Genomic DNA, 17,529 nt, shown 5'->3' with positions numbered 1-17,529 from the left:
CCTACGCTTCGCAGGGCCGCGCATCGAAAGGGACCGCACATGACCGCCTCCGATACCCCCAGGGATTGGCCCGAGCTGATGGGTCGGCTGCGCGCGGATCCGGGCATGACGGCGGACGGCTTTGGCTATTACATGCGCGAACTCAAGGACAAGACACCGGCCAGCATCGGCTTTGGCGGCGATCTGATGCGCGCCGCCGAGGTGCTGAACCGGGGGCTGATCATGGGGCAGGGGGCCGCGATGGGCCGGATCGTCACCCTGCTGCAAGACCGGTCGCAGGACGTGGCCGACGCCGATGATGCCGACATGCGCGCGCGCCCGGCCAGCAGCCAGGCGATTCTGGCCTGCGCGCTGGTCGCCGATCTGGGCGGTTTCGGGGACTGGGCCGAATTGCGACGTGTGGCCTTCGACAGGCTCTGGTCCCGTGCGCCGGATGGCGACCGGTCCGACGTCACGACCGCCTGGGCCAGCCTGGCCTGGGGACATGCGGATGAGGTGACGGCGCATCTTGGCCTGGGCGAGCGTGCGCCATCCGGCGGCCCGCCGAAAATCCCCGATGCGGCGCAGCGCCGCATCGCGCAGGTCATGCAGAGCGGCGGCCCGCTGGAGGACGCGCAGCCCGCCTGGCAGGTCTGGCGTGATAATTTCCCGAAGGCGGTCCATGACGACCGCGCGACCTGGAACGATTTCCTCTGGGCGGCACGGGCGGTCTATGTGGTGATCGGCAATGTCGCGCCGACAGACCTGCCCGGGCAGCTTGTCCGCGAACTCGCCGCGCTCTGACCGATGCGCTGTGTCCTGCCGCCCGAGCTGAGCTTTGAGGCCCTGGCGGACCTTCTGACGCGCGATGGCTGGCACCGCGACCCGATCCCGGGGCTGCTGCCGCCCTTGCGCGCGAACGAACCGGAACAGGCGCGGTTTTCACGGCAAAACAAGGCATTACTTTACAGCTTTAATCCAGTGATTGATCTGCGGATACTGGACGGGGACATTCATTCTGACCTGCCGCGGATTAACACATCAGATGTCACCGCGTGGCTGGCTGATGACGATCCGCTGGCCCAGGCGCGCGGTTGTCTGGCCGCGGCAGAGCTGCAGCTGACCCATCTGCGGGACGCCGTGGCCGAGGCCGCCGCTGACCTCCCGGAGCCGCTTCATCCGATGGGACAAGCCGCGTTGCGACGCCTGACGCCGCTGCCCAAGGGCCGCGCCACAGGGCCGTTCGAGGTGCTGACCGCGTCGATCAAGCGCCAGGTGCTGCGCCACGCAATGGCGGATCATCCGGCCAGCGTCGCCGACCTGTTGCCGTATTGTTGGGCGGATGGGCCGGAACTTGCGGCAACCGCGATGATTGCCGCCGCGAGATTAAACGCAAAGGATCAAGGGCTTGCGGTGAAACGTTCAGACCTGACACCCTTGGCGCGCGGCCGGACGGAACAGGAGGTGTTCACCGCCTTGCAACGGGCCTGCCTTGCCACACTGTCCGGTGAACGGCCCGCAGGCACCGACACACCCAAAAATCGGTTCTGGCGCGCCGTTCTGCGCGACACAACGCCAGAGGATGACGTGACGCTGATCCTGCACGCGCTGACGACACCGTTGCCGGAGGTCGATCTGCCGGAACCGCCGGAAGGATTCTGCACGCTGCCAAAGATACCGCACTGGCTGGGCCACGCCGCAGGCAAGGGGCTGCACAATCCGCTGCGCCGCTGGACGCCGGACGCGCCCGTGACCGCGATGCTGAGCGCTGGCACGTCGGTGCGCTCTGACGGGATCGACACGGCATTGGCGCAGGTGATGCCGGGCCGGCATCTGCGTCTGCTGACCACGGACGAATGGGAGGCGCTGATGCGCGGCCCGGACGGACGCCCGTATCCCTGGGGTGTCGATCCGGCGCTGCCGTCCGTGCCGATATCACCTTGGGGCGCGCTCTGGTCGGGACGGCCGGAGTGGGCGACGCGTGACGGCACACTTGTTCTCTGCGGCAGCGATCACGGGGGCCGGGTATCCTTCCTGCGCGAGGCAGCACATGACAGCACTGCGGCGATCCGGGGGGTCATACCGGCTTAGGTCAGGAAATCAAGGGTTTGCGCGCCCATTTTATTTACATAATACTGATTATACGATTACCATGTCGAAATTCAAGTATGGCCAGACGTGTCTCCCCCAGCCAAATGGCTGAGGGTCCTTTGCTTCGACCTAGCGCCTAGAAGAACGCCTGCAGCCCAGTTTGCGCGCGGCCCAGGATCAGCGCGTGTACGTCATGTGTGCCCTCGTAGGTGTTCACCGTTTCGAGGTTCATCATGTGGCGGATCACCTGGAATTCGGCCGAGATCCCGTTGCCGCCATGCATGTCGCGAGATTGTCTTGCGATATCAAGGGCTTTGCCGCAGTTGTTGCGCTTGATCATGCTGATCATCTCGGGCGCGGCCTGCGCTTCGTCCATCAGCCGCCCGACCCGCAAGGATGCCTGCAGCCCCAGCGTGATCTCGGTCTGCATGTCCGCGAGCTTTTTCTGGAACAGCTGGGTCTGCGCCAAGGGACGCCCGAACTGCTTGCGGTCCAGCCCATATTGCAGCGCGCCGTGCCAGCAGAATTCCGCAGCGCCCATGACGCCCCAGGAAATGCCGTAACGGGCCCGGTTGAGACATCCAAATGGTCCTTTAAGCCCTTGAACATGTGGTAACAAAGCCTCTTCGCCAACCTCGACGCCGTCCATCACGACCTCGCCGGTGACGCTGGCGCGCAGGCTCAGCTTGTTGGCGACCTTGGGGGCGCTCAGCCCCTTCATGCCCTTTTCCAGCACAAAGCCGCGGATCTTGCCGTCGTGAGCATCGGATTTTGCCCAGATCACAAAGACATCCGCGATGGGGCTGTTGGAGATCCACATCTTCGATCCGCTGATCCGGTAGCCGCCATCGGTCTTGACCGCGCGGGTCTTCATGCCCGCGGGGTCCGACCCGGCATCGGGTTCGGTCAGACCGAAGCAGCCGATGTATTCGCCCGTGGCCAGCTTGGGCAGGTATTTCTGCCGCTGCTCTTCGGACCCGTAGGCGTAAATCGGGTACATCACCAGGCTCGACTGCACCGACATCATGCTGCGGTAGCCGGAATCCACACGCTCGATCTCGCGCGCGACAAGGCCATAGGCCACGTAGGACGACCCCAGGCCGCCGTAGGCCTCGGGAACGGTGATGCCCAGAAGACCCATCTCGCCCATCTCGGCAAAGATTTCGGGGGCCACGGTTTCTTCGTTGAAGGCCTGGATGATACGCGGCTGCAGCTTTTCCTGCGCGTAGGACCGCGCGCTTTCGGCCATCATGCGCTCGTCTTCGGTCAGCTGGTCGTTCAGGCGGAACGGGTCCTGCCAGTCAAAGCGGCCCAGATCGGGCGCGTCGGTGGGTTTGAGCGCGGGAGTGGTTTGGCTCATTTCGTTCATCGGTCATCCTCCATCGTTGCGCCCAGCATAGCGCGCTTCGGACGGAAGCTAAATCGACAATCGCGACTTGCGGCCCCTACCCCAGCGCATAGCCCGCACCGCGCACGGTGCGCAGCGGATCGTCGCCGCCATGCTGGCACAGCGCCTTGCGCAGACGCCCGATATGAACGTCGACGGTGCGGGTATCGACATAGATGTCGCGGCCCCACACGCGGTCGAGCAGCTGTTCGCGGCTCCAGACCCGACCGGGTTTTTCCATGAAGGTCGAGAGCAGCCGGAATTCGGTCGGTCCGAGCTTGAGCGGATCGGCCCCGCGCGTGACCCTGTGGGTTTCGGCGTCGAGCACGATGTCGCTGAACTCGAGCCGCATGCCCGCCGCCGCGGGCCGCGACCGGCGCAGCTGCGCCTTCACGCGGGCCATGAGCTCGATCACCGAATAGGGCTTGGTCACGTAATCGTCGGCGCCGGTCTCGAGGCCGCGCACCTTGTCGATCTCTTCGGACCGGGCCGACAGCATGATCACCGGCGTGTTGCGGGTTTCGGGCTTGATCTTGAGCTGACGGCACACCTCGATGCCCGACACGTTGGGCAGCATCCAGTCCAGCACGATGATGTCGGGCGCTTCCTCGGCCACGAGCATCAACGCCTCTTCGCCGTTTTCGGCGCGGGTGACGCGAAAGCCCTCGGCCTCGAGGTTGTAGCTCAGCACTTCGCGCTGTGCGGCCTCGTCCTCGACCACGAGTACGGTGGGTTGATCAGCGGACACGTTCTAGACCTCCGGATCGCCGGCCTGCACGCTGTAGCGCGGGTCGGACGAGGTGCGGTCGCCCTTCTGGCGCGGCTCGCCGGGCTTTTCGCCGGTCACCAGGAACACCACCTGTTCGGCAATCGAGGTCACGTGATCGCCCATGCGTTCGATGTTCTTGGCGATGAAATGCAGGTGCATGCAGGCGGTGATATTGCGCGGATCCTCGAGCATGAAGGTCAGGAACTCGCGGAACAGCGTGTTGTACATCTGGTCCACATCCGCGTCGCGGTTGATCACGTCCAGTGCCAGTTCCGCGTCGCGCTGAATGTAGGAATCAAGCGCGTCCTTGAGCATCAGTTCCACGTCGCGTGCCATCCGCCGCAAGGTGGTCGACGATCCTTCGATCGGCTGTAGTTGCACCAGCACGCCCGTCCGCTTGGCCAGGTTCTTGCTCAGATCGCCGATCCGTTCGAGATTGGCCGACATCCGCATGACTGACAGGATCACCCGAAGGTCAATGGCCGTGGGCGCGCGCAGCGCGATAACCCGCGCGGCTTCGTCGCTTAGGCGTTCTTCGAGCGCGTCGATGGCCGCGTCGCCCGCGCGGACCTGTTCGGCCAGTTCCTCGTCCCGGGTTTCCAGCGATTTGGCGGCGTCGCGAATCGCGGTTTCGACGAGCCCACCCATCTTCATGATCTGCGCCTGAATGCCTTCTAGGTCGCGGTCAAAGGCCGAGGCGATGTGTTGGTTCATCTCGTGCATGGCTTATCCGATCCGTCCGGTAATGTAGGATTCAGTGCGCTTGTCGGTGGGGTTGGTGAAGATCTTGTTGGTCTCGCCGTATTCCACGAGATTGCCAAGGTGGAAGAAGGCGGTCTTCTGGCTGACCCGCGCCGCCTGCTGCATCGAATGGGTCACGATCACCACCGAATAGTCCCGACGCAGCTCGTCGATCAGTTCCTCGACCTGGGCAGTGGCGATGGGGTCGAGCGCCGAACAGGGTTCGTCCATCAGCAACACCTCGGGTTCGGTGGCCACGGCGCGCGCGATGCACAGACGCTGCTGCTGGCCGCCGGAAAGGCCCGTGCCGGGCGCATTCAGCCTGTCCTTGACCTCGTCCCAGATGGCGCCGCGGCGCAGGGCGCGTTCGACGATCTCGTCCAGCTCGCCCTTGTTGCGGGCCATGCCGTGAATCTTGGGGCCGTAGGCGACGTTGTCGTAGATCGACTTGGGGAACGGGTTGGGTTTCTGGAACACCATGCCGACCTTGGCGCGCAGCTGCACCGGATCGACGCGCTTGTCATAGATATCCTCGCCGTCGATGTGAATGTCGCCTTCGACCCGGCAGATGTCGATGGTGTCGTTCATCCGGTTGAGGCAACGCAGAAAGGTCGACTTGCCGCAGCCCGAGGGGCCGATGAAGGCGGTCACGGTCTTGTCCTCGATTTCCACGTCCACATCCTTGATGGCATGGGTATCGCCGTAATAGACCTGTACGCCTTTCGCGGCGATCTTGATGTCGGTGGCGGTCACGGCTCTCTCCGAATGTTGGTCGTCATACATATCTATATCTCTCTTGCCAGGGACGCTCAAACCGGGCCCCGCGGATTACCAGCGCCGTTCGAACCGGCGGCGCAGCAGGATGGCGATCAGGTTCATGGTCAGCAGGAACAGCAGCAGGATGATGATCCCGCCCCAGGCGCGTTCGTAATAGGCCGGGTCGGCGCGCTTGGCCCATTCGAAGATCTGCGCGGGCATGGCCGAGTTGGGATCGAGAAAGCCGCTGGCAATCCCGTCGGGATAGTTGGTGGCGATGTACCCCACCATGCCGATGAGCAGCAGGGGCGCGGTTTCGCCCAGGGCTTGGGCCAAGCCGATGATCGTGCCAGTCAGGATTCCGGGCATCGCCAGCGGCAGCACGTGGTGGAACACCGACTGCATCTTCGAGGCCCCTACCCCCAGTGCCGCGTCGCGGATGCTGGGCGGCACCGCCTTGAGCGATGCGCGCGTCGAGATCACGATGGTCGGCAGGGTCATCAGCGTCAGCGTCAGGCCCCCCACCAGCGGCGCCGACTGCGGCAGGTGCGCGAACTGTATGAAAACCGCCAGGCCCAGGATACCGAAGACGATCGACGGCACCGCCGCGAGGTTCGAGATGTTCACCTCGATGAAATCGGTGAACTTGTTCTGCGGCGCGAATTCCTCAAGATAGATCGACGCCGCCACACCGATGGGCAGCGACAGGAACAGCACCACCAGCATCATGAAGAACGACCCCAGGATCGCCACCCCCATGCCCGCCTGTTCGGGCCGGCTTTCAGAGGCGTCCGAGCCGGTGATGAACGGCCAGTTGAAGCTCCGCTTGATGGCGCCGACTTCGACAAGACCGTCGACCACGTCCAGATGTTCGGGGCTGAGGTTCGGGTCGCGCGCCAGGCTTTCGCGGTCCACACGGCCTTTCATGTAGCCATCGACGCGGCTTGACGCGAGCAGACGGAACTCCTGTGTGGTGCCGATCACATCCGGGTTCGCCAGAACCGTGTCGCGCAGTTGCGCGCCCGCCGCACTCGACAGCATGTCGCGCAGGTCGCTGCCGTCGGTGATCTCGGTCTCGATGCCGACCTCGGACACCGTGCGCTCCAGCGCGGCGGCAATCAGCGGGTTGTAACCGAAGGTCGACACCTTCTTGAGATCCTCGGGATCGCGGTTGCCGTTCTTGTCGAGCACATCCGCAGGCAGCTCGATCTGCAGCGTGATGTAGGTCTGCGTGAAGGCCGGGATGCCGTTGCGCACGATGGCGAACAGCAGCGCCGCCAGGAACATCATGCCGATGCTGATCGCGATCACGCCATAGTAGCGAAAGCGTCGTTCGGCGGCGTTGCGGCGCTTGGTCCGGTCGGTTTCCTCGAGGATCGACCCGATGCGCGGCGGCTGTGCCGCCGGGGTAGAGGCTGAGGTTGCGTCGGTCATTCGTATTGCTCCCGGTAGCGGCGGACGATCCAGAGGGCGACGATGTTCAACGCGAGGGTGATGACGAAAAGCGTCATCCCCAGCGCGAAGGCGACGAGCGTCTCGGGACTGTTGAATTCACCGTCGCCGGTCAGCTGGCTGACGATCTTGGCGGTAACGGTGGTCATGGCTTCGAAGGGGTTCAGCGACAGGGTCGCGGCAGCGCCGGCCCCCAGCACGACGATCATCGTTTCGCCGATGGCGCGGCTGGCGGCCAGCAGGATGGCGCCGACGATGCCCGGCAGCGCGGCGGGCAGGATCACCTGGCGGATCGTTTCGGACTGGGTGGCCCCCAGTCCGTACGACCCGTCGCGCATCGCCTGCGGCACCGAGTTGATGATGTCATCGGACAGCGAGCTGACAAAGGGAATGAGCATGATGCCCATGACCAGCCCCGCGGTCATCGCTGCGGTGCCGCCGGACATCCAGCCCAGTTGCAGCACGCCGTTGTTGCCGAAGGCGCTCAGCAGCAGCGGGCCGACCGTCAGCAGCGCAAAGAGGCCGTAGACGATGGTTGGAATGCCCGCCAGCACCTCGAGCAGCGGCTTGACCACCGAGCGGACCGGCTTGGACGCATATTCCGACAGGTAGATCGCGGAGAAGAGCCCCAGCGGCACCGCCACGGCCAGTGCGATGAGCGAGATATAGAGCGTGCCCCAGATCAGCGGCAGGAAGCCCAGTTCGGACCCGCCACCGCGGCCGGAAAAGCTTGGCTGCCAGGTCGTGCCCAGGAAGAACTCCGCGGCCGGGTAGCGCGAGAAGAAATCGAGCGTGTTGAAGATCAACGAAAAGACGATGCCGACCGTGGTCAGAATGGCCACGCAGGCCGCCGCGATCAGCAGGATCAGGATCGCGCGTTCCACCGTGTTGCGGGCGCGAAAATCCTTTGCGGTCATCATGTAGGCGGCCGCGAAACCGGCCAGAGCGATCAGGACGACGAGGACCGACCGTATGATGTCGCCGGTACTGGTCAGGTCGCGATACTGCTGCGCCAGCTCCAGCGTCGTCGGATCCACGTCGGACCCGAGCGCAATGCCCACCTCGCCCAGCCATTCGCGGATGTCGGAACCGGAGGTGGTGAGATTGGCCGCTTCTTCTGCCGTCATAGCACCTTGGGCGACCGCGGCGTCCAGCCCGTCCGCCACGCGGCGCACGTCGGCCATGGCCAGCGACCGTTCACCGGCGTCAGACTGGACCGCCTCGGGAAGACCGGAGGAGACGTACATGTCGGTGATCAGCGGCTGCGCGATCAGCCAGATCGCAAGCAGCCCCAGCGCCGGGACGGCTGCGGCCATGGCGGCGTTGGTACCATAATAACTCGGCAGCGAATGCAGCTTGCGCTGATCCCCTCCTGCCGATGCCATCGCCCGGTTGCGGGCCAGCACGTAGCCAACCGCCGCAAGAGCGAGGACGATCATGAGAATCCAGCTGGCGGGCATCTGAACGGGCCTCTGAAAATGCTGTGAAGGGCTCTGCACCAGGGAAACAGACGCCCCTGGTGCAGAAGATCTTGTCAGGCGGCAGCCGCAGGGGCCGCCGCACCGGGGCTTACATGCCCTCGCCGAGGGTTTCCTCGTTCGCAACCGCTTCCTGGGTCTTCGCCAGTTCGGGGTCGGACACGAGGCCGTAGTTCGACAGCGGGCCGTTCGGACCTGCGATCTCGTCAGAGACGAAGAACTCGGCATATTCCTTCAGGCCGGGGATCACGCCGATGTGGGCCTTCTTGATGAAGAAGAACAGCGGGCGCGACACCGGGTATTCACCCGACGCGATGGTTTCGGTCTTGGGCTCGACACCGCCGATGGTCGCCACTTTGAGCGAGTCGGTGTTGTTCTCGTAGAACGCCAGGCCGAAGACGCCGATGCCGTTCGGGTTCGCGTCGACGCGTGCCAGCGTCTCGGTGTAGTCGCCGTCGATGTCGACGGTCACGCCGTTGCCGCGCACGTCGAGGCAGGCATCCTCGGCGTCGTCCTCGGACATGCCGCCGTCGATCATCGCCTGCATCGCGCCGGTGTCTTCACAGCCCTGCAGCAGAACCTTTTCCTCGAACACTTCACGGGTGCCGTGCTTGGTGCCCGGGATGAAGGCCAGGATGTCGGCTGCCGGCAGGTCGCCATTGAAGTCCGCCCACTGGGTGTGCGGGTTGTCGACGATCTCGCCATCGACCAGCACCTTGGCGCCCAGGGCGTTGAAGATGTCGGAGGCTTCGAACGCGGTGAATTCCGGGCCGTTCAGCTGGCTGGCAAAGACGATGCCGTCATAGCCGATGCGCACTTCGATGATGTCGTTCACACCGTTTTCGGTGCAAAGCGCGATGTCGCTTTCACGAATCGGACGCGAGGAGTTGGCGATATCGATGGTGTTTTCGCCCACGCCTTCGCAGAACCGCTTGAGACCGGCAGAGGATCCGCCCGATTCCACGACCGGTGTCGGGAAGTCGAAGTTCTCGCCAAAGGCTTCGGCGACGATCGAGGCATAGGGCAGCACGGTCGACGACCCGGCAACCTGCACGTTGTCACGTGCAGCGGCGGAAGTGGCGGAAACGGCAGCGATCGCCAGAGCAGAGGCGGTCAGTTTCACAGATGTCATGGATAGCTCCTGTCAGACATGTTCGACGGTCATCCCCACGATGACCTTGCTGGGCACCTAGGCGCGCGCGACTACGCTTTTGTGACACTAGTGTAACAGTTTTATGACGTTCGCGGCTTTTGGCGGGTGCCGCTGCGGAAGGCGATATACGCCGTCACGGGGAAGCACGCTATTAAAGGGTTTTACGGCCTCTTATTCGATACCCGCCTCTGTCCGCGACATGGGTCATTCTCGCCATCTTCGTTCGCCGTGCTTGCCCTTAGAGCGCGACCAGCGGGCCTGAAATGCCCCCAAGGGCTGTGCCAAGCGGGGCCGAGTCGCCGGCCTGCGCCGCGGTCTGCCGCCGCGTCAGACGGTGTCTGCCATAATTTCCACACTAAGTGATGGTAAGACCAGTTCACCCTACCGAAAGGCCAAGACGCGGCATGCCCTACCCCGACTACGCCCGCTCAGAACGGATCGCCGATGGCACGATGCACGTGCTGGGGGTGTCTGGCGCGCTTGTCGGGGCGGCGTTTCTGATGATCGCCGCAGACGTCAGCGACGGCCCGGGCCAAAGGCTGGCGCTGTCGGTCTACGGTGCCGCGCTGGTGCTGACCTTCGTCGCCTCGGCCTGCTATCACATGATCCCCTCGGATGCGCTGCGCCCGATCCTGCGCCGCATCGACCACGCCGCCATCTACGTCAAGATCGCGGGCACCTACACGCCACTGGTGGTGCTGATCGGCAGCGGGCTGGCCTATGCGGTGCTGGGGGTAGTCTGGGCGCTCGCCGCGTTCGGCGTCGTGCGCAAGCTTTTCTTCTGGCGGCTTCCGGGCCGATTCGACCCGCTCTTGTACCTCGGGATGGGCTGGCTGAGCGTGCTGCTGCTGTGGTCGCTGGTGCCGCTGGTGCCCTGGGCCACGACCGCGCTGATCGTGGCAGGCGGGCTGCTATATACCGCCGGGGTGCTGTTCTATCAGTGGGAAAGCCTGAAATACGCCAATGCCATCTGGCACGGCTTCGTGCTGGTCGCATCGGCCTGCTATTTCCTGGCCATCGCCGTGGGGCTTCAAAGCGGGGCGCCCGGCGTCTGAGAAGGTCATCGACGTATACAACGGGCTGCGGTGCGACGTGACGGCGTCAGCGGCCCGATCAGAGCCGCCTGCCCTGCCCCGCCGCGATCCCGTCCAGCACCGCCTGCGCCGCGCGCAACCCGGGCGGAGGGCCGCCAAGGCCCAGCTTGTCCATCGTCAGGGCCATGGCCCGGGCCTGGCCCTGCGGCGATTCGAGCACCTGCTGAACGGACTGCGCGATGGGGGCGGGCCGACAGTTCTTGCCGATGAATTCCGGCACCACGCGGCTTTCCGACACCAGGTTCACCAGCGTCACGGTGTCGACCCGCAACATGCGCCCGATGATCTGGCGGCTGAGCCAGTTCATGTCATAGGCCACCACCATCGGCGTGCCCGCCGCCGCCAGTTCCAGCGACACGGTGCCGGATGCCGCCAGCGCCACGTCGGCCGCTGCAAAAGCGCTGCGCTTGGTCACTGCGGCCTCCGCCCCCAGATCGCGCGGATCGAGCACGGTCGGCCGGCCCGGCCAGTCGGAGACCAGCTCTTGCACCAGCCCCGCGACCGGGGCCGCGGCGGGCAGGACAAAGCGCAGGTCGGGCCGGGCCTTGTGCAGCCGCCCGATCACCTCGCCAAAGACCGGGGCCAGTCGCGACACTTCGGACCGGCGCGACCCGGGCAGGATCAGCAGCATCGGCGCTTCTCCCAGCCCATAGGTCAGCCGGAACCGCGCCACATCGGCGGCGCTGGCCTGCGGGTCGGTCACCACCGGGTGGCCGACGAAATCGCAGCGCATGCCCGCAGCCTCCATATACGGCGGCTCGAACGGGAAAAGCGCAAGCACCTGGTCCACATGCCGGGCCATCTTGGCGGCGCGCCCCGGCCGCCAGGCCCAGACCGTCGGGGCGACATAGTGAACGATGCGGATATCGCTGCGGTCCTTGACCAGCTTGGCCACGCGCAGGGAAAATTCCGGCAGGTCGATTGTCACCAGCACGTCCGGTTGCGCCGCGATCACAGCCTCGGCGGTTTCGCGGATCCGCGCCTTGAGCGAAAAGTACTGCGACAGGATTTCCGAAATCCCCATGAGCGAGATTTCGTCCATGGGAAAGAGACTGTGCAGCCCTTCGTCGATCATCCGCGGCCCGCCGATGCCGTTGAACGTGACCTCTGGCACCAGTTCTTGCAGCCCCTGCATCAGCGCCGCGCCCAGCTTGTCGCCCGATGCCTCGCCCGCGATCACGAAAATCCGCATCAGGCCCGCGCCTCTCGTACCCAGAGGAAAAGCCCCGCGCGGTCCATCGCGGCCAGCACCTGCGATTGGTCCAGCACGATGACGCCGCCCGCCTCGATCACGATGCCGGCCAGCTGCGACCGCGCCACCGCCGCCACGGTGCCGGGGCCGATGGTCGGCAGGTCGGCGCGGCGGTCCTGCCCGGGTTTCGGCGCCTTGAACAGCACGCCGCGCCGCCGACCGTCCGTTCCCGACAGCCAGTCGGCGGCGTCGCCCAGCAGGTCCCCGGCCTGGTCCATCACCCAGTTGAAGGGATCGCTCGCGCTGCTTTGCGGCCGCGTGCGCAACCCCGCCACCATCGCGTCGGTGCCGCTGTCATCCTCTTGCGCGATGACCTTGCCGCCCAGGATCACGCAGGCCTGGCCCAGGTCCGCCCGGCCCATCTGTGCGAGCATCGCATCCCCCGCCACGACGTCGGCAGCCGTTTCCTCGGCAGGTTCCGCCGCCGTCGGCACGCCCGCAGGCGGCAGAAGCGACGGTGCGGCTTCTTGCGCGGCGACGACCTCGAATCCGGATTCCTGAAACAGCGCGATGACCACGCGCAGCGCGCCGTCGTCGCCTGCCTGCAGCGCGTCGCGCAGGCGCGGGACCAGCGGCAGGGTCAGATCATCAAGCGCCGCAACGTCGATCCGGGGCCTGCGAATCCTGCCGCAAAGGCAGATGCGCGTGACACCCCGGGCCCGAAGGTCCGCGATCAGGCTGCCCAGCGTCTCGATACGGAAGGTGATGTCGGGGGTCAGCCCGTCGGGCAGATACCCCTGCAGCGCGCAGACCAGCGGCGCTGTCGGCTGGGCCTCCGCGACGGCGCGGGGCAAGGCCCCCTGCCCGACGATCAGCGCCAGCATCGCAGGATCATCCCGGTGTCAGGAAATGGCGGTCGGAGTCCCCCAGAATGAACTCGACGATTTCGCGCACGTAGTCGCTTTGGGTTTCCTCGCCCAGCCGCTTGGCTCGTTCGGCGAACGCCCCTTCGCCCTGCGCCAGCATCTGGAACGCGGCGCGCAGCGCGGTGATGTCGGCGCGGCTGACGCCCTTGCGCTTGAGCCCCACGAGGTTCAACCCGTCGAGCACACCGCGCGGCGCCTGCACCAGGCCGTAGGGGATCACGTCGTTGGTCACCATGGTCACGGCCCCGATGATCGCCCCGCGACCGATACGGACAAACTGGTGCACCCCCGAGAGGCCGCCGACGATCACGTCATCCTCGATGATGCAATGCCCGGCCAGGGCGGAATTGTTCACGAGGATCACCCGGTCGCCCACCTGCGCATCATGCGCGACATGGCAGCCCGCCATGAACAGCCCGTCGTCGCCGACGCGGGTGACGCCGCCGCCGCCGTCGGTGCCGGCGTTCATCGTCACATGTTCGCGGATCCGGTTGCGCTTGCCGATCTCGAGCCGGGTCTCTTCGCCCTTGAACTTGAGGTCCTGCGGCACCTCGCCGATCACCGCGAAGGAGAAGATCGTGGTGTCGTCACCCACCGTGGTCTGACCGGTGATCACCACGTGGGATCTGAGCGTGACGCCGCGGCCCAGCACCACCTTGGGGCCGATGTGGCAGAACGGGCCTATCACGCACTCCTCGCCGATCTGCGCGCCGTCTTCGACGACCGCGCTGGGATGGATCTGCGCGCTCACTTCGGCAGGTCCATCATGGCGGTGAATTCCGCCTCTGCCGCCATGTCGCCCTCGACCGTGGCCACGCCCTTGAATTTCCAGACCTTGGCCCCGGCCTTGCCGCGCAGGGTCGTCAGCTGCATCCTGAGCTGATCGCCGGGAATGACCTTGCGGCGGAACTTGCAGCCGTCGATGGACATGAAATAGATCAGCATCTCTTTGTCCGCGAGGTCTAGCGCCACGCCCACCATCACCGCGGCGGTCTGGGCCATCGCCTCCACGATGGTGACGCCAGGCATGATCGGGGTGCCGGGGAAATGGCCCTGGAAATGCGGCTCGTTCATCGTCACGTTCTTGAGGCCCAGGGCCGAGGACGTGCCGTCGATATCGACCACCCGGTCAACCAGCAGGAAGGGATAGCGGTGCGGCAGGATACGCTGGATCAGCTGGATATCCGCGCTTTGAAGGGGTTCGGCCATGACGTATCCTTTTGCAGTGCTTGCTGACGTGCCTAGCAACCCACGCCGCGCGGGGCAAGCGCGTCAGGGCTCGCCGGTGGTGCCCGCGCCGATGGCCGCGTCGATGCGGGCGATGGCGGCATCGGTGATGTCGATGACATCGGCGCTGATGAAGACCGCGCGCCGTTCGATGATCAGCGCCGCGCCGGTTTCGCGCATGATCGCCTCGATCACCGGCTGGGCATTGGCCAGAAAGCTGCGCCGTGCCTCGTCCGTGCGGGTACTGATGGCGCGGGCTTTTTCATCCTGTTCGCGCCGCAGCCGCTGGACCTTTTCGTCGAAGGCGTTGGCGAGGTCCTGAAAATCGTCCGCGGGCAGGCTGGCGCGCCGGTCGGTCAGCGATTGCTCTTCGGCGGTCAGCTCCTCGGCGATGCGGTCGTTTTCGGCGGTGATCGCTTCACGCTCCGCCTCGATTTCGCGTGCGACGCGGCGGCCAAAGGCGCTGTCCGCGAAAAGCCGTTCGGATTCGATGGTCAGGATCGGGCTTTGCACGCGGCCGGTGGAAAACTCCGGCACGCGCGGCATCTGCCCTTCCTGTGCCCGCAGGGGTCCCGCGGGCACCGCAAGGATCAGCGCCGCCGCAAGGGCCGCGGCCAGACGCCCGGCCCCCGGCATCAGAACTGTGTGGAAACAGTCAGTTCGAAGGACTGCGTCTTGTCGAACTTCTCTTTCACCAGCGCTTCGCTGAAGTTGAAACGCAGCGGGCCGATGGCAGTATCCCAGAACAGCGACACACCGACGACGTGCCGCAGGCTGGGATCTTCGTAAAGGACGTTGGCATTGGTGGTGTCGAGCCCCCAAAGCGTGCCGACATCGTAGAAGAGACCGCCGGAAATCCCGTATTCATCCGGCAGGCCCAGCGGGAATTCCGCCTCGAACCGCGCGACGGCGAAGAAATTGCCGCCAAGCGCGTCGTTGACGTTGTTGACCTGATCGACCTCCCGCGGCCCGATGCCGCCGAATTCGAACCCGCGCATGATCGCCGGCCCCATGAAGAACCGGTCGGTGACGCGGCTGCCGCCGTTGGTATAGTTGAGCGCACCGCCTTCGAACGTGGCGCGCAACGTCACCTCTTCGTTCAGGACAAGCCGCTGCGCGATCGCCTTGACCCGTGTCTTGATATAGGAAGTGTCGCCCCCCAGACCGGCGAAATCCTGCCCGAATTCAAGCAACACCCCGGCATTGGGATCCAGCCCGCTGCGGCGGGTGTCATAGCTGTAGGTGTAGCCGATGGAGCTGTCCCACAGCGCGCCCTGCGCGGCCTCTGCGGCGATGATCGGCCCAACCGTGCTGCCGACATCGGTAATGTCGGTATAGTTGGCGGTATAGCGCAGCGACAACCGACCGTTTTCCGACACCGGGAAGGTCAGCGACGGGCTGAACGTGCCGGTGACCTGATCGAATTGGGAATCGTCGCGGGCGCTTTCGAAGTAGGACAGGTTGAAACCAAGCGCCAGGTCGCGGCCCAGAAGCGCCGGTTCGGTGAAGGCGAAGGTGTAGCGCGAATTGTCGACACCGGTGTTGAAGCCCAATGTCAGCTGCTGTCCGCGGCCAAGGAAGTTGTTTTCGCGGAATTCGATGGCCAGACCAAAGCCGTCGGTGGTCGAGTACGAGCCGCCGAAGCTGAGCGAGCCGGTTGGCTGTTCCTCGACGTTCACGTCGACGATGACCTGCTGCGGCGTCGACCCTTCGCGCGCCTCGACCTCGGCATTGGCAAAGAACCCCAGCGCGCGGATGCGCTCGGCGCTTTCGCGGATTTCGCGCGGGTTGAAGGGGTCGCCCTCGACCACGCGGAACTGTCGGCGCACAACCCGGTCAAGCGTCGTGGTGTTGCCCTCGATATCGATCCGCTCGACAAAGATGCGCGGACCCCGGGTGAGCAGGAACTCCACATTGAGCGTCAGATCGCGGTCGTTGCGGTCGATCCGCGGTTCGACGCGCACAAAGCTGAGGCCTTCGCGGATCGCCAGCCGTTCCAGACGGGCGATCTCGTTCTCCACCAGTGCCGGGGAATAGACCACGCCTTCGCGCAGTTTCAGCGCGTCCTGGAAAAGCGCGCTGTCGACATCCGCAAGGTCGGTCGACACCTGAACGTTGCCGACGCGGAATTGCTGGCCTTCCTCAACGTTGAAGGTGATGAAATAGCCGTCCCGCTCTTCGGCGAGTTCGGCGTTCACGCCGGTGATGCGGAAATCGACATAACCGCGCGAGGCATAGAAATCCTGAAGGACCTGGCGGTCGAACTGGATGCGGTCCTCGATGAAGGTGTCGCTGCTGATGATGGCGCGGAAGATGCCGGCCTGCTTGGTCTGAAGCACCCGGCGCAGGCGACGGTCCGAATAGTTCTGGTTACCGACAAAGCCGATGCGCTCGACCTCGGTCACGGCGCCTTCGAAAATCTCGTAAACGACATCGACGCGGTTGTCGGACCGGCGGATGATCTTGGGCTCGACCCGCGCGGCCAGACGGCCCGATTGCAGATAGGCATCGGCAATGGCGGCGGCGTCGGCTTCGGCCTGGCTGGGATTGAAGACCCGGCGCGGCTGGATCTGCACGACCGTCTGCAGGTCTTCGTCCTTGATCCGGCGGTTGCCTTCAAAGCTGATGGCGTTGATCGTCGGGTATTCCACGACGCGGATCACCAGGGTGCTGCCCTGTGGCACGATTTCAACGGATTCGAACAGGCCCGAGGCCAGGATGCGCTGGTAGGCGTCGTTGAGTTCCGCGGCCGACACGGTCTGACCGCGCCCGATTCCGGCAAAGGTCAGAATGGCCCCCGGCTCGATCCGCTGGTTGCCTTCGATGGACACGTTGGAAAACTGGTAGGACTGCGCCGCTGCGATGTACGGCAGCGACGTGAAGCCCATTGTAAACGCGACCGAAATCGCCGTGGCCAGAAGTTTTGCGCGGCGGTTCGATCCGCCGTTACGCTTGCCTGTCTTGTCGGTCATGCCGCCCACCCATTCCTGCAACCCCTCGTGCCATGTCAGTACCCGGGATACAGGATGATGTCAAAAGCCTCTGGCCCTTGCGGGACAGGCTTTTGGCGGGCGTGTCGATGCGTCCTCAGAGCGTACCGAGAAAGGCCCCGAAAAAGAGCGCAAAGATGATCGTGCAGATATAAAGAAGCCGGTCCCAGTTCAGGTTCACCAGAAGGCTGAGGCTACGGTATCCGCTGTGAATCGTCTGCATTGGACTGCTCTTGGGTCAGGTGGATTGGCCTTTATTCCTACGTGGCCATTCGGGCAGGAATAGGGCGAATT

17 protein-coding genes are annotated in these 17,529 nt (G+C 64.9%); 3 read left to right on the top strand and 14 right to left on the bottom strand.

All coding sequences use genetic code 11. From position 1 onward, the window contains the following. Positions 1 to 39: 39 nt before the first annotated feature. On the top strand, positions 40 to 783 hold the full coding sequence (locus tag ACOXXX_RS01790) for a hypothetical protein (RefSeq protein WP_422824819.1): 744 nt from the start codon (positions 40 to 42) through the stop codon (positions 781 to 783). A gap of 3 nt (positions 784 to 786) precedes the next feature. Further along, positions 787 to 2,070: a hypothetical protein gene (locus tag ACOXXX_RS01785; RefSeq protein ID WP_422824818.1), complete on the top strand. Its 1,284-nt coding sequence runs from the start codon at positions 787 to 789 to the stop codon at positions 2,068 to 2,070. A gap of 136 nt (positions 2,071 to 2,206) precedes the next feature. Here the strand turns inward: ACOXXX_RS01785 and ACOXXX_RS01780 are convergent, their stop codons facing one another. The 7 genes from ACOXXX_RS01780 to ACOXXX_RS01750 all read right to left on the bottom strand — a co-directional run bounded on the left by ACOXXX_RS01780 (position 2,207) and on the right by ACOXXX_RS01750 (position 9,785). Further along, on the bottom strand, positions 2,207 to 3,430 hold the full coding sequence (locus ACOXXX_RS01780) for an acyl-CoA dehydrogenase (RefSeq protein ID WP_422824951.1): 1,224 nt from the start codon (positions 3,428 to 3,430) through the stop codon (positions 2,207 to 2,209). Positions 3,431 to 3,515: 85 nt separating this feature from the next. Then, positions 3,516 to 4,205 (bottom strand): phosphate regulon transcriptional regulator PhoB, encoded by a 690-nt coding sequence (gene phoB, locus ACOXXX_RS01775; RefSeq protein WP_422824817.1) that lies wholly within the window; start codon positions 4,203 to 4,205, stop codon positions 3,516 to 3,518. Positions 4,206 to 4,208: 3 nt separating this feature from the next. Next, on the bottom strand, positions 4,209 to 4,949 hold the full coding sequence (gene phoU, locus ACOXXX_RS01770) for a phosphate signaling complex protein PhoU (protein ID WP_422824816.1): 741 nt from the start codon (positions 4,947 to 4,949) through the stop codon (positions 4,209 to 4,211). Between the two features lie 3 nt (positions 4,950 to 4,952). Further along, on the bottom strand, positions 4,953 to 5,750 hold the full coding sequence (pstB, locus tag ACOXXX_RS01765; RefSeq protein ID WP_422824815.1) for a phosphate ABC transporter ATP-binding protein PstB: 798 nt from the start codon (positions 5,748 to 5,750) through the stop codon (positions 4,953 to 4,955). 45 nt (positions 5,751 to 5,795) lie between these two features. Then, entirely contained in the window at positions 5,796 to 7,157 is a 1,362-nt protein-coding gene (gene pstA / locus ACOXXX_RS01760) for a phosphate ABC transporter permease PstA (protein ID WP_422824814.1), read from the bottom strand. Continuing rightward, entirely contained in the window at positions 7,154 to 8,635 is a 1,482-nt protein-coding gene (gene pstC, locus ACOXXX_RS01755) for a phosphate ABC transporter permease subunit PstC (RefSeq protein WP_422824813.1), read from the bottom strand. The genes pstA and pstC overlap by 4 nt, the downstream gene beginning before the upstream one ends. 109 nt (positions 8,636 to 8,744) lie before the next feature. Continuing rightward, a complete protein-coding gene (locus tag ACOXXX_RS01750; protein WP_422824812.1) occupies positions 8,745 to 9,785 on the bottom strand; it encodes a PstS family phosphate ABC transporter substrate-binding protein in 1,041 nt (346 codons plus the stop codon). 425 nt (positions 9,786 to 10,210) lie between these two features. Here ACOXXX_RS01750 and trhA point away from each other — a divergent pair, with 425 nt between their 5' ends. Next, on the top strand, positions 10,211 to 10,861 hold the full coding sequence (gene trhA / locus ACOXXX_RS01745) for a PAQR family membrane homeostasis protein TrhA (RefSeq protein ID WP_422824811.1): 651 nt from the start codon (positions 10,211 to 10,213) through the stop codon (positions 10,859 to 10,861). Between the two features lie 58 nt (positions 10,862 to 10,919). Here trhA and lpxB read toward each other — a convergent pair whose 3' ends face one another. The 7 genes from lpxB to ACOXXX_RS01710 all read right to left on the bottom strand — a co-directional run bounded on the left by lpxB (position 10,920) and on the right by ACOXXX_RS01710 (position 17,458). Further along, positions 10,920 to 12,092 carry a lipid-A-disaccharide synthase gene (lpxB, locus tag ACOXXX_RS01740; RefSeq protein WP_422824810.1) on the bottom strand — a complete coding sequence of 391 codons (1,173 nt, stop codon included), beginning with the start codon at positions 12,090 to 12,092 and terminating at the stop codon, positions 10,920 to 10,922. Then, on the bottom strand, positions 12,092 to 12,976 hold the full coding sequence (locus ACOXXX_RS01735; RefSeq protein WP_422824809.1) for an LpxI family protein: 885 nt from the start codon (positions 12,974 to 12,976) through the stop codon (positions 12,092 to 12,094). The genes lpxB and ACOXXX_RS01735 overlap by 1 nt, the downstream gene beginning before the upstream one ends. A gap of 7 nt (positions 12,977 to 12,983) precedes the next feature. Continuing rightward, positions 12,984 to 13,769, bottom strand: coding sequence for an acyl-ACP--UDP-N-acetylglucosamine O-acyltransferase (gene lpxA / locus ACOXXX_RS01730; RefSeq protein WP_422824808.1), 786 nt, complete (start codon positions 13,767 to 13,769; stop codon positions 12,984 to 12,986). Then, the gene (fabZ, locus tag ACOXXX_RS01725; RefSeq protein WP_422824807.1) at positions 13,766 to 14,227 is read right to left on the bottom strand and encodes a 3-hydroxyacyl-ACP dehydratase FabZ; all 462 of its coding nucleotides are present in this window, start codon (positions 14,225 to 14,227) and stop codon (positions 13,766 to 13,768) included. Before fabZ ends, lpxA begins: the two co-directional genes overlap by 4 nt. A gap of 63 nt (positions 14,228 to 14,290) precedes the next feature. Next, positions 14,291 to 14,881: an OmpH family outer membrane protein gene (locus tag ACOXXX_RS01720; protein WP_422824806.1), complete on the bottom strand. Its 591-nt coding sequence runs from the start codon at positions 14,879 to 14,881 to the stop codon at positions 14,291 to 14,293. Beyond that, positions 14,881 to 17,217 (bottom strand): outer membrane protein assembly factor BamA, encoded by a 2,337-nt coding sequence (bamA, locus tag ACOXXX_RS01715; protein WP_422824805.1) that lies wholly within the window; start codon positions 17,215 to 17,217, stop codon positions 14,881 to 14,883. The genes ACOXXX_RS01720 and bamA overlap by 1 nt, the downstream gene beginning before the upstream one ends. Before the next feature lie 115 nt (positions 17,218 to 17,332). After that, positions 17,333 to 17,458 carry a hypothetical protein gene (locus ACOXXX_RS01710; RefSeq protein ID WP_422824804.1) on the bottom strand — a complete coding sequence of 42 codons (126 nt, stop codon included), beginning with the start codon at positions 17,456 to 17,458 and terminating at the stop codon, positions 17,333 to 17,335. Positions 17,459 to 17,529: the final 71 nt, after the last annotated feature.

It is taken from the genome of Thalassococcus sp. BH17M4-6 (assembly GCF_049323015.1).
Classification (GTDB): domain Bacteria; phylum Pseudomonadota; class Alphaproteobacteria; order Rhodobacterales; family Rhodobacteraceae; genus Puniceibacterium.
The sequence above is the reverse complement of the archived record's forward strand: the minus strand, read 5'-3'. Positions and strand labels throughout refer to the sequence as shown.

Excerpts from the sequence above, each read along its gene's own strand:
- ACOXXX_RS01790 (WP_422824819.1), top strand. The coding sequence starts at position 40 with ATGACCGCCTCCGATACCCCCAGGGATTGGCCCGAGCTGATGGGTCGG.
- ACOXXX_RS01785 (WP_422824818.1), top strand. The coding sequence starts at position 787 with ATGCGCTGTGTCCTGCCGCCCGAGCTGAGCTTTGAGGCCCTGGCGGAC.
- ACOXXX_RS01780 (WP_422824951.1), bottom strand. The coding sequence starts at position 3,430 with ATGAGCCAAACCACTCCCGCGCTCAAACCCACCGACGCGCCCGATCTG.
- phoU (WP_422824816.1), bottom strand. The coding sequence starts at position 4,949 with ATGCACGAGATGAACCAACACATCGCCTCGGCCTTTGACCGCGACCTA.
- pstB (WP_422824815.1), bottom strand. The coding sequence starts at position 5,750 with ATGTATGACGACCAACATTCGGAGAGAGCCGTGACCGCCACCGACATC.
- pstA (WP_422824814.1), bottom strand. The coding sequence starts at position 7,157 with ATGACCGACGCAACCTCAGCCTCTACCCCGGCGGCACAGCCGCCGCGC.
- pstC (WP_422824813.1), bottom strand. The coding sequence starts at position 8,635 with ATGCCCGCCAGCTGGATTCTCATGATCGTCCTCGCTCTTGCGGCGGTT.
- ACOXXX_RS01750 (WP_422824812.1), bottom strand. The coding sequence starts at position 9,785 with ATGACATCTGTGAAACTGACCGCCTCTGCTCTGGCGATCGCTGCCGTT.
- trhA (WP_422824811.1), top strand. The coding sequence starts at position 10,211 with ATGCCCTACCCCGACTACGCCCGCTCAGAACGGATCGCCGATGGCACG.
- lpxB (WP_422824810.1), bottom strand. The coding sequence starts at position 12,092 with ATGCGGATTTTCGTGATCGCGGGCGAGGCATCGGGCGACAAGCTGGGC.
- ACOXXX_RS01735 (WP_422824809.1), bottom strand. The coding sequence starts at position 12,976 with ATGCTGGCGCTGATCGTCGGGCAGGGGGCCTTGCCCCGCGCCGTCGCG.
- fabZ (WP_422824807.1), bottom strand. The coding sequence starts at position 14,227 with ATGGCCGAACCCCTTCAAAGCGCGGATATCCAGCTGATCCAGCGTATC.
- ACOXXX_RS01720 (WP_422824806.1), bottom strand. The coding sequence starts at position 14,881 with ATGCCGGGGGCCGGGCGTCTGGCCGCGGCCCTTGCGGCGGCGCTGATC.
- bamA (WP_422824805.1), bottom strand. The coding sequence starts at position 17,217 with ATGACCGACAAGACAGGCAAGCGTAACGGCGGATCGAACCGCCGCGCA.
- ACOXXX_RS01710 (WP_422824804.1), bottom strand. The coding sequence starts at position 17,458 with ATGCAGACGATTCACAGCGGATACCGTAGCCTCAGCCTTCTGGTGAAC.